The organism is Lacrimispora sphenoides (assembly GCF_900105215.1).
Taxonomy (GTDB): Bacteria; Bacillota; Clostridia; order Lachnospirales; family Lachnospiraceae; genus Lacrimispora; species Lacrimispora sphenoides_A.
Map to the genome: position 1 here is coordinate 3,629,161 of NZ_FOIP01000001.1, position 11,051 is coordinate 3,640,211.

An 11,051-nucleotide genomic window follows, 5' to 3' on the forward strand; every position below is an offset into this window, starting at 1 on the left:
AGTATTATTGTGATCTTTGCCGACGCCGGAGGGGACGCCCAAAGGAAGGGGCAGTAAAAAATAGTGAGGTGAATCAGAATGGAAAGTCAAATTTTAAATATAAGGGGCATGACCTGTGCAGCCTGTGCGCAGAGAATTGAAAAAACAGTGCGGAAGCTTTCCGGTATCAGCCAGGCGAATGTAAATCTGGCAAGTGAAAAGCTGTTTGTGGAATATGACAGCAGTGCCCTTGAACTTTCTGCGATTAAAGCAGCAGTATCAAAAATCGGATATGAAGTGGTGGAAAAATCCGAAAATGCCAATGTGACCATACCAATCGGCGGAATGACCTGTGCGGCCTGCGCGAAACGTATAGAAAAAGTTGTGGGAAAACTGGATGGTGTGATAAGTACATCGGTTAATTTTGCAACGGAAAAAGCTACGGTTGCCTACGATCCTCAGAAGGTCAGGATGTCTGCCATACGGGCAGCCATTGAAAAGGCAGGCTACAAGGCCCTGGAAGTAAATAAAGCAGATGCAGCGGATGAGGACCGGGCACGCAAGCAGCGGGAGATTAAGACCCTATGGACGAAGTTCATCGTATCTGCGGTGTTTTCCATACCCCTTCTCTACGTTGCCATGGCACCCATGATCAAGATCGTCAGTCTGCCTTTCCCGGCCGGGATCGCTCCCATGGAGTATCCCCTGATCTATGCTCTGGTGGAACTGCTGCTGGTGGTTCCGGTCATAGGCGTTGGATATAAATTCTATACCATTGGTTTTAAAGCCCTGTTTCAGAGAAGTCCAAACATGGATTCCCTGATCGCTATTGGAACTACGGCTGCTGTTCTTTACAGCATCTACAACACGTTCCAGATTGCAGAAGGACATTTTATGGCAGTGGATTCCCTGTATTATGAATCGGCGGGAGTTATCATCACCCTTATTCTGCTGGGAAAATCCCTGGAAGCAGTTTCAAAGGGAAGAACCAGTGAAGCGATCAAGAAGCTGATGGGCCTTGCGCCCAAGACAGCAATCATTCTTGAAGACGGCGTGGAAAAAGAGATTCCTATTGACGAAGTAGAAATCGGTGATATGATTTTAGTAAAGCCCGGCGAAAAGATCCCGGTAGACGGGATCGTGATAGGCGGCCATACTGCCATCGATGAATCCATGCTGACCGGTGAAAGCATGCCGGTGGATAAAAAAGAAGGGGATCAGGTTTATGCCGCTTCCCTTAACACCACAGGAACCATTCGGTTCAGAGCGGAAAAGATCGGCAGCGATACGGCCCTTGCTCAGATCATCAAGCTGGTAGAGGACGCTCAGGGCTCAAAGGCTCCAATCGCTCAGATGGCAGACATTGTTTCCGGATATTTCGTTCCGGTCGTTTGTGTGATTGCCCTGCTTTCCGGTATTGCCTGGTATATCGGCACCGCCGGAGACTTAAAGTTTGCACTTACCATATTTATTTCAGTTCTGGTTATCGCCTGCCCATGTGCCTTAGGTCTTGCGACACCTACTGCTATCATGGTTGGAACCGGAAAGGGTGCAGAAAACGGTATCCTGATCAAGGGCGGAGAGGCTCTTGAGACAGCCCATAAAATCAGTACGATCGTATTTGATAAAACAGGCACCATTACCGAAGGGAAACCGACGGTGACTGATGTACTGGCTGTAGAAGGGGTTTCCAAAGAACTGCTGCTTCAGCTTACGGCTTCAGCAGAAAAGGGCTCTGAGCATCCTCTGGGGCAGGCAATTGTCCACGGTGCGGAAGATGCCGGACTTTCCTTATCTGCAGCGGAACATTTTGAGTCCTTAACCGGACGGGGGATAGAAGCGAAGATAGACGGAGAAGATATCCTTGCCGGGAACCGGAAGCTGATGATGGAACGCAGCATTTCCTTAACAGGAATGGAGGAAGCGTCAGACCAGCTGGCCGGGGAAGGAAAAACACCGATGTATGTAGCCATTAACGGCAAGCTGGCAGGTATTGTAGCCGTTGCGGACGTTGTAAAGGAATCCAGCAGGGCTGCCATTGAACGCCTGCATAAGATGGGCATAGAAGTAGCCATGATTACCGGTGACAATAAGAGAACTGCAGAGGCTATTGCAAAACAGGTAGGAATCGACCGGGTATTGTCCGAGGTGCTTCCTCAGGATAAATCCGATGAGGTCAGGAAGCTGCAGGCCGAAGGCCGCAAGGTAGCCATGGTAGGTGACGGAATTAACGACGCTCCGGCTCTTGCCCAGGCGGATATCGGCATCGCAATCGGTTCCGGTACAGACGTAGCCATGGAATCCGCTGACATCGTTCTCATGCGTTCTGATTTAATGGATGTGCCCACGGCAATTAACTTAAGCAAGCAGACCATCCGAAATATCAAGCAAAATCTTTTCTGGGCCTTCGGTTATAATGTGATTGGAATCCCCATCGCTGCAGGGCTTTTACATCTGCTCTTTAACGGGCCGCTTCTTAACCCGATTTTTGCAGCAGCAGCCATGAGCTTAAGCTCAGTTTCCGTGCTGACGAATGCATTGCGGCTGAAACGATTCAAACCAACCACAGGAACGAGGTGAACCGGATATGAACAAAAATGGAAAATTAATTGCAGCGGTGGGAGCCGCCGCAGTATTGGTGGCAGTGATCGTTGTAGCGGTTATACAGACAGCGGGGGGAAATCTGGATGTAGTCGGAAAACAATCTGCCACATCCTTTGAAACAATTTTAAATACGATTCCCGACAATGTGAAAGCTGACGAAATCAATGGAGGCTGGTCCTTAACTGCCCCGGATGGCGGTGTACGCTTTATCTGGAGCGGAGATTACAGCCAGAGCCCACTTCATGATGTAATGCTGGAGCTTGATGCGGCCCCATTTACCGATGCAGGGCTTGATACGGATAAACTGCCGGATAATTATGCAGCCTATGATGGAATGCTGATGGTAGGAACAAAGCTCGGAACTGAAAAACCGGTTTCTGAGGGAGAGGCAACTCCTCTTGCTGCCTATGAGCAGATCGTAAATAAGCACCGCAGCTTTATCAACTACCATATGGACATGGATCACTATGGGGTAAAGCTGGGAGACGGCAATATGTTTGAATGGGCAAAAAATATGGAAACAAATACCGTGAAAAACCTAGATCAGGATAAGGACATTGTTTTTGTATTAAATCCCGAACCTCTCATTGCAGCCGGTGTTGATCCGGAAAAAGTGGAAGGCTGGGTATATGCCCCGGTTTCAGTAATGGAAGGCGGAAAGACTTTAGAGGTTTATAAATTATTAAAACCCTTTAATTTAAAATAAAAATATAACGGAGGTAACTCAAATGGCAAAATCAGTTATAAATGTAGATGGAATGGCATGTGAACACTGTGTAAAGGCGATCACAAATGCGGTTGGTGCTTTATCAGGCGTATCCGGTGTTTCGGTGGACCTGGAAGCAAAAACCGTAACCGTGGATCATGACCCGGATCAGGCATCCGTAGATAAGATTAAAGCTGAGATTGAAGATCAGGGCTATGATATCATTTAGCAGTAAGTAAAGAGGACGGGAACCGCACAATTGAGCGGTTCCCGCCTTTCGCGTTTTAATTTCTATTAGATAGAGGTGCTAAAATGCTTAAAAGCAGCAAAAATGTATTGGTTGTAGATGATGAACCTAAAATACTGGAGGTTGTCTGTCTGCTTTTGGAAAGCAAGGGATTCCGCACATTCCCTGCCGAAAACGGCAGGAAAGCCCTGGAGATATTTGATTCGGAAAATATTTCTCTTGTTATTCTGGATCTTATGATGCCGGATATCTCAGGAGAAGAGGTGTGCATTGCTATCCGTAAAAAATCCCGGGTTCCCATCATCATGCTGACCGCCAAGGTAGATGAAGGTGATGTGGTGGAAGGGTTAGGCCTTGGGGCAGATGATTATGTTACTAAGCCCTTTGGTTTAAAAGAACTGTATGCCAGAGTTGAAGCTGTTCTCCGCAGGACAGAAAGCGACCTGGTGCCCCTTGTTAAACGGAATTCCTGGAGAAACGGAGATCTGGTCATTGATTTTGAGAAGAATGAAGTTCGTAAAAAGGGAATCAGCCTGACTCTGACGCCCAGCGAATTGAAAATCCTGTCGGTGCTCATCAAATACCCTGGGAAGGTCTTTACCAGAGAGGAACTGATCGAGGCGGCTCTGGACAAAGGCTTTGCCGGATATGACCGGGCGATAGACAGCCACATAAAAAACATTAGAAAAAAGGTTGAGGACGATCCCAAAAACCCGGTGTATGTGCGGACGATCCCGGGGCTGGGATATAAATTCGGAGGGGATGGAGATTGAAGAGCCTAAGAAAACAGCTGTCTCTTTCTATTTTGCTGACGCTTCTGGTCACTATTGGACTGATTGGCCTTCTTTCCAACTGGGTTATTAACCGGGAGTTTGAGAAGTATATCACGGAACTTGGGCGGGAGCGCAGGGAAAATATTGTAGATGATTTAAGCAGGCAGTACGATGGATTCAAACGGAACTGGAAGCTTGACTACGTTCATGCCATCGGCATGAATGCCTTGTATGACGGGTATATCGTGAAACTGTACGACGCAGGAGGAAACATGGTATGGGATGCGGAAAACCATGACATGAGCCTATGCGGTCAGATTATGAATGAGATATCAGCGCGTATGGAAGAGAGGGGCACTGAGGGCGGCTTTGTGGACCACACCTTTGAAATTGATCAGAATGGGAAAAAGGTGGGAGCAGTCTCTATTAAGTATTACGGTCCGTTCTTTATGAATGAGGCTGATTTCAATTTTATCAATGTCATGAATACAGTCCTTCTTGTCATAGGAATCTTGTCCAGCGCCTGCTCAGTGGTGGTAGGGTGTCTCCTTGCCCGAAGAATATCCCGTCCAGTCACAAAAACGGCTTATATTGCCAAACAAATATCTAAAGGCAACTATGACATCCGGTTCGAGCCAGGTACAAGGATACGGGAGCTTGATGATCTTGCAGACGCAATCAATCATCTCTCCGATGCCCTTAAAACACAGGAAGGACTGCGCAAACAGATGACTGCAGATGTGGCTCATGAACTGCGTACACCGCTGACTGCCTTGAGTTCCCATTTGGAAGCCATGATCGAAGGTTTATGGGATGCAACCCCTGAACGGCTGAAAAGCTGCCATGAGGAGGTAATGCGTCTTGGAACGCTGGTTGAGGATTTGGGGCAGCTGGCGAAGATAGAGAGTGAAAACCTGGTCTTAAATAAAACCCGGATCGATTTGCTGGAGATTGTACAAACGGTGTCAGATACGATGGAGGGAGAAATCAGCAAGAAGAACTTATCTCTTTCCATAGAGGGCAGTCCGGTCTTTGCTGAAGCGGATAAAAACAGATTCAGCCAGGTCGTGGCCAATCTGCTTTCCAATGCCGTCAAATACACGCCGGAGGGCGGAGCTATAGAGATTAAAGTATATGAAACGGACCGGTGGGGGATTGTTAAGGTAAAGGACACGGGAATTGGAATTCCTGAAGCGGAGTTGCCGTTAATCTTTGAGCGCTTTTACAGAACCGACAAATCCAGGAACCGGAAATTCGGAGGCGCCGGAATCGGTCTTGCTATTGTTAAGTCCATTGTCGCCGCCCATGATGGAACTGTGACGGCGGAGAGCGTAAAAGAGCAGGGCAGTTGTTTTACAGTAAGCATTCCAAAGGAAGGCAAATGAAACCAACGGTATGAGAGATTATATTGATAAGTTTTGGGCAGTTAGGGAAACGTTATTGATTTATTCATGTGATTTGGTTTATACTTGATAAAATAAGTATCAAATAACCAGAGGAGGAAATGAATATGTTCGAAAATATGGTTGCCGCATTGAAAGTTCAAAAAAGAAAAATCGTATTTACCGAAGGCACTGATCCAAGAATCCTGGAAGCAGCCAGCCGCCTTTACAATGAAGGTGTTCTTACGCCGGTCCTTCTTGGCAATCCTGGTAAAATAGACGCAGCTGCAAAAGAATTTGGCTGGCCCGTCGATGGCATTGAAAAAATTGATCCACTTAATTATGAAGGATTAGAAGAAATGGTAGCCAAAATGGTAGAATTGAGAAAGGGTAAGATGGATGAAGCAGCCTGCCGGGCAGCACTTGAAAAATCCAATTATTTCGGAACCATGTTGGTCAAAATGAGAAAAGCAGACTGTTTGTTAGGCGGAGCAACCTATTCGACTGCTGATACGGTAAGACCGGCTTTGCAGCTGATTAAAGCCAGACCTGGCAGCAAAATTGTTTCCAGCTGCTTTATTCTATACCGGCAGACAGAAAGCGGCAGTGAAATGTATGCGATGGCTGATTGCGCCATTAATGTTGATCCCGATGAAAACGAGCTGGTAGAAATTGTATTGGAGACAGCCAGAACAGCCGGTACTTTCTCCATTAATCCCAATGTCGCACTGCTTTCCTACAGTACGCTTGGTTCCGGAAAAGGCGAATCCGTTGATAAAATGCACAATGCGGCTGAGAAATTGAAGGCAATGAATTTAGACTTTCCGGTAGATGGTGAGCTGCAGTTTGATGCCGCTTTTTCTCCCACAGTAGCGAAGGTAAAGGCCCCGGACTCTCATGTAGCCGGACATGCCAACACATTCATTTTCCCGGATATTGATGCCGGCAATATCGGCTATAAAATTGCGCAGCGCTTAGGAGGCTTTGAAGCTTTCGGCCCCATTCTGCAGGGTCTCAATGCTCCGATCAATGATCTCTCAAGAGGATGCAATGCTGATGAGGTTTATAAAATGTCAATTATAACAGCGGCTTTGCTATAAGCCTGCTTTAAAATGTAGAGATAACTTGAAGCGCCAAAAGCATCAGAATGGAGTCTTGTGATGCTTTTGGCGATTTTTAAGTTGTAAAAACATGAAAAACGGGAGATACCTACGACAATGCATATTGCCAGATACCGATGCGGCGGCACGAATAATCAACTCATAGCTCCAATACTATTATATAGATCATGATAAACATATCCGGACTGCAGGAAGCTTCAGCGGGGAATGAACAGGAGGGTCTTGCTTGTTAAAAAAAGTAATATATGCTTCTATTGGAATCGCTGCCATGGCCCTGGGAGTTATGGGAACGGTGGTACCTGGCCTGCCTGCCACACCGTTCTTCCTGCTGGCCTTGCTCTGTTTTACAAAAAGCTCTGAAAAGCTCAATTGCTGGTTCAGAGGCACAGGTCTGTATGCAAAATACGTGAAAGGGTATGAATATGACCGGTCAATGACAAGAAAGCAGAAGCTTATCATTCAGACTGCCGCAGGATTGATGATGTTTATCTCCTTTCTATTGATCGGAAATATGGCTGTACGTCTGCTTCTTATCGCAGCCTTTATTCTGCACAATTATGTTTTTATCTTTGTTATTAAAACGCGTCAGGCAGGCAGAACAGAAACGACTACAAAGGGATAGGTTGGTGACAAATATGAATTATAATGGAATTCTTATCGGTATCGGAACATTTCTTATCATCGGATTATTACATCCTGTTGTTATCAAGGCAGAATATTACTTTAGCAGCAGAATCTGGCCGCTTTTTCTGATAGGGGGAATCTTGTGTATCGGTTTCTCTCTTGCATGCGCTAAGGTAGTATTATCCGCACTTTTGGCAGTTTTGGGCTTCTCGCTTTTATGGAGTATAAAGGAGCTTAAAGAGCAGAAAGAGAGGGTGGAAAAGGGCTGGTTCCCCAGAAATCCTAAAAGAAAATGGTAATGTAAACAAAAAACGATCCATAAAGGATCGCTTTTTGAATTGTGAAGAAATGGCCGTCAGGTGCAAGAAAACATATCGATTCGGTTTAGTGATATTCCGGTATATGACCAACCAAATCTTCGGTCCCAACGGAATCCTGCGACGGTATTTGCCCAGATCTGAACTGGGAAAAACCAAAACTCTAATCCGTTGCTTAACCATACATAAGTAAAACGTCCAATGCAATTTCTCATGGAACCAGGATTGACAAATCTGACTCCAGGGCTTGGAGGGCCAGGCCTTCGGGGAACGCTGGATGGTGGAGGTCCCATAGGTACCGGACCGCCTCCTCCAGGTGGCCTTCCAGTAGGTGGAGATGGTGGCCTTCCAGTAGGTGGAGATGGCGGCCTGCCAGTAGGTGGAGATGGTGGCCTGCCAGTAGGTGGAGATGGAGGCCTGCCAGTAGGTGGAGATGGAGGCCTGCCGGTAGGTGGAGATGGAGGCCTGCCGGTAGGTGGAGATGGCGGCCTGCCAGTAGGTGGAGATGGCGGCCTGCCGGTAGGTGGAGATGGCGGCCTGCCGGTAGGTGGAGATGGCGGCCTGCCAGTAGGCGGGGATGGGGGTCTTTGGGGTCTATCAATAGGTGAGGTTGGCGATCTATCGGTAGGTGGGAATGGGGGCATGTTTTTACTTCCTTTCCGGATGTTGATATTAATATTATATGAGATATAGGAAAGGGAATTGCCATGAACCGGAAGGAAAATAAGGATTATGCCAAATTGGATATAGGTATAGACTGTTCTCATTCTAATACATGGTTCGATACTTATGAGGGCAGCCATAGTGATAAATTGTAAATACAGGCATTGTGCTGATTATCTCACTTTACGATTCCTCCATGAAAATAACACTCATAAACCTGTAAATTCTTATAGTATATTTCTTCGTATCCCTGATACCATTTGAAATCTCCGCATACCTTGCATTTATAAAGATAATCATGCTCTTGATAGAAGTCAGGACCGCGGAAGGGTTTATCCCGGGGTACCGCTAATAAGACCGCCTTTAAAAAGTCGCTGTTAAAATTACTGCTTATTACCCGACCGGAGTAATTCATTGCATAGATTGGAATGCTGTTTTTCCACACGGCTTCTTCTCCGGAAAAACACTCACCGCCGATATACGTGTCTAAATACAAGAAGACGCCTTCTTCATAACGTAAATCATGGGAGCTTGGCCTTGAAGAGGCACATTCTCTTCCTTTCGCAGCATAAGTATTACATTTTGCCTTAATAAGAAAATCAATTAATTCATTACTGTCGCAGGAATCTTCCTTGACGATAGAAGTAATGCAGGAATCATTATCTTTTACCAAATGGTCAATCGTAACTTTAAAAAATTCTGATATACTGATGAGATTGGAAATGTCAGGATATGCCTGGCCGCTTTCCCATTTTGTTATGGCTTGACGGGATACGGAAACTTTTTCAGCTAGTTCCTCCTGCGTTATGCCTTTGCTTTTTCTTAGTAGCTGTAATTTTTCCGGAAAAATCATAGAAATCCACCTCCGTGTTTTTTTCTATCTTACCATATTTGACTTGTACTTTTGTAGTCCCTGCTGGTTGCTTTTTTGCTACTTTTACTTGCTTATTGTAATTAATAAGTGCCGTTGGCATTTTTGTATGAGAGCGATATATGGATAGCTGGCAGTTTTAGGTGAAAAGTATTATACTCTGTTATCCAATATTGAATTTTTTAAGGATTATACCTATTCATGTTATGATTACTTATCACGAATAAAATAAGCTGAAATTTGATGTACATTCAGTAACAAATATTGATAGTTCGTATGTTAGATGGTAGTATATTCTTAAAACTTATTTGATTGATCATATGGGGGGGATTGTAATGAAACTTGAAAAGATGGAAGAATTTTTTGATAGTCGTTTAGATGGGTATGAGGATCACCAGCTTAATGCTATTGATTCTGCAAAAATATTTTATCCCTATACGGCATCCCAGCTGCCTATGGCCGAAGGCTGTAAAGTACTCGATTTGGGCTGTGGGACAGGGCTTGAATTGAACGAATATTTTATGCTTAATCCACTTGCTGCCATAACAGGAATCGATTTGGCAAATGGGATGTTAAAAGCACTTAAGGCCAAATTTCCAGACAAACAGCTTACGCTTATCAATGGTTCATATTTTGAGGTTCCTTTTGGTGAAAAAGTATTTGATGCTGCCGTTTCTGTGGAATCATTGCATCATTTCACTATGGAACAGAAAATCCTGCTTTATAAAAAGCTGCATGGTTCGTTGAGAGAGGGCGGATATTTTATTTTAACGGACTATATGGCTGAAAATGATGAGGAAGAAAAGAATAACTTTTTAGAGCTTTCCCGGTTGAAAAAAGAATTGGGAATATGTGACAGTGAGTTCTATCACTATGATACACCGCTTACACGAGCGCATGAAACAGAAGCGTTACTCTCCGGAGGATTTTCAAAAGTCGAACTACTGAATAAATGGCAAAGTACGAACATTTTGAAAGCATATAAATGATTGTTATTTCCTTACATGCAAGAGGTGAAAATTTTAGATTGGATGAAAAGTATTATGGGATTGAGATATATAAGAGCTGAAAAGAAAGATGTAGATTTATTAATCAATATTTATAATGCAGCATTCTATACTGATTATGTTAAGTATGGGGAATGTCCTGCTTATGGTAAAACAAGAGAAGAAATGGAAGCATCGATTGAAAAGTCTCAAAAACTAATTATTTACAGCGTAAACAATCCCATTGGAGCTATTTCAATTGCTGACAGAGGAGATGGAGAGTATTATTTGGGATGTCTTTGCATTATTCCTGAATATCAGGGCAAAGGAATTGGCACACACGCATTTCACCATATTCTGGACTTTTATTGCGATTGGAAAAAGATAACATTGGTAACCCCTGCGGATAAAGAGGAAAACATAAAGTTTTTATACAGAAAAATGCGGTTTTATAGTAAGTAGTACAGAAATGGATGGAAATGTTCCGGTAGCACATTTTTTATTAAAACGATAAATCTTAGAGACACTTCAGAGGACTGCTAACTTAATACCATAAGCGGCAGTCCTCTGATAAATTCAAGTGTATCTTTTAAATCCTCATATTCTGCTTTTTCTATTTTTAATTGATACACCCCTTTACATATAGCAATCCTATAATTTACATATCATCATAAGTAGATCCCGATACGTACCATCCTTTAATTTTTCGGCATTTTCAATTGTCCCGCATATCTTAAATCCATGTTGTTTATATACATGGGCTGCTCTTTTATTGCAT

At 44.3% G+C, this 11,051-nt stretch carries 12 protein-coding genes; 11 read left to right on the forward strand and 1 reads right to left on the reverse strand.

The features are described from left to right. The first annotated feature begins 78 nt into the window (after nucleotides 1–78). The 9 genes from BMW45_RS16785 (at nucleotide 79) to BMW45_RS16825 (ending at nucleotide 8,446) form a co-directional block, all read left to right on the forward strand. Complete coding sequence (locus tag BMW45_RS16785; RefSeq protein WP_092246005.1) at nucleotides 79–2,559, forward strand: heavy metal translocating P-type ATPase; 2,481 nt, start codon at nucleotides 79–81, stop codon at nucleotides 2,557–2,559. 7 nt (nucleotides 2,560–2,566) lie between these two features. Further along, the gene (locus tag BMW45_RS16790; protein WP_092246008.1) at nucleotides 2,567–3,289 is read left to right on the forward strand and encodes a hypothetical protein; all 723 of its coding nucleotides are present in this window, start codon (nucleotides 2,567–2,569) and stop codon (nucleotides 3,287–3,289) included. Nucleotides 3,290–3,311: 22 nt separating this feature from the next. Beyond that, nucleotides 3,312–3,518 (forward strand): copper chaperone CopZ, encoded by a 207-nt coding sequence (copZ, locus tag BMW45_RS16795; protein WP_025233793.1) that lies wholly within the window; start codon nucleotides 3,312–3,314, stop codon nucleotides 3,516–3,518. A gap of 83 nt (nucleotides 3,519–3,601) precedes the next feature. Beyond that, entirely contained in the window at nucleotides 3,602–4,309 is a 708-nt protein-coding gene (locus BMW45_RS16800; RefSeq protein WP_025233792.1) for a response regulator transcription factor, read from the forward strand. After that, the gene (locus tag BMW45_RS16805; RefSeq protein WP_092246011.1) at nucleotides 4,306–5,694 is read left to right on the forward strand and encodes a HAMP domain-containing sensor histidine kinase; all 1,389 of its coding nucleotides are present in this window, start codon (nucleotides 4,306–4,308) and stop codon (nucleotides 5,692–5,694) included. The genes BMW45_RS16800 and BMW45_RS16805 overlap by 4 nt, the downstream gene beginning before the upstream one ends. Nucleotides 5,695–5,819: 125 nt before the next feature. Then, the gene (pta, locus tag BMW45_RS16810) at nucleotides 5,820–6,791 is read left to right on the forward strand and encodes a phosphate acetyltransferase (RefSeq protein ID WP_092246014.1); all 972 of its coding nucleotides are present in this window, start codon (nucleotides 5,820–5,822) and stop codon (nucleotides 6,789–6,791) included. A gap of 247 nt (nucleotides 6,792–7,038) precedes the next feature. Next, the gene (locus BMW45_RS16815) at nucleotides 7,039–7,434 is read left to right on the forward strand and encodes a YbaN family protein (protein ID WP_092246017.1); all 396 of its coding nucleotides are present in this window, start codon (nucleotides 7,039–7,041) and stop codon (nucleotides 7,432–7,434) included. 13 nt (nucleotides 7,435–7,447) lie between these two features. After that, nucleotides 7,448–7,735 (forward strand): DUF4491 family protein, encoded by a 288-nt coding sequence (locus tag BMW45_RS16820; protein ID WP_092246020.1) that lies wholly within the window; start codon nucleotides 7,448–7,450, stop codon nucleotides 7,733–7,735. A gap of 231 nt (nucleotides 7,736–7,966) precedes the next feature. After that, nucleotides 7,967–8,446 carry a hypothetical protein gene (locus tag BMW45_RS16825; protein WP_143057054.1) on the forward strand — a complete coding sequence of 160 codons (480 nt, stop codon included), beginning with the start codon at nucleotides 7,967–7,969 and terminating at the stop codon, nucleotides 8,444–8,446. A gap of 148 nt (nucleotides 8,447–8,594) precedes the next feature. Here the strand turns inward: BMW45_RS16825 and BMW45_RS16830 are convergent, their stop codons facing one another. Further along, nucleotides 8,595–9,269: a DUF5680 domain-containing protein gene (locus tag BMW45_RS16830; RefSeq protein ID WP_092246026.1), complete on the reverse strand. Its 675-nt coding sequence runs from the start codon at nucleotides 9,267–9,269 to the stop codon at nucleotides 8,595–8,597. A 353-nt stretch (nucleotides 9,270–9,622) separates the two neighbouring features. Between BMW45_RS16830 and BMW45_RS16835 the strand changes: the two genes are divergently transcribed. Next, the gene (locus tag BMW45_RS16835) at nucleotides 9,623–10,276 is read left to right on the forward strand and encodes a class I SAM-dependent methyltransferase (protein WP_207649080.1); all 654 of its coding nucleotides are present in this window, start codon (nucleotides 9,623–9,625) and stop codon (nucleotides 10,274–10,276) included. 54 nt (nucleotides 10,277–10,330) lie between these two features. Next, nucleotides 10,331–10,735 (forward strand): GNAT family N-acetyltransferase, encoded by a 405-nt coding sequence (locus BMW45_RS16840; RefSeq protein ID WP_330390769.1) that lies wholly within the window; start codon nucleotides 10,331–10,333, stop codon nucleotides 10,733–10,735. Nucleotides 10,736–11,051 lie beyond the last annotated feature (316 nt).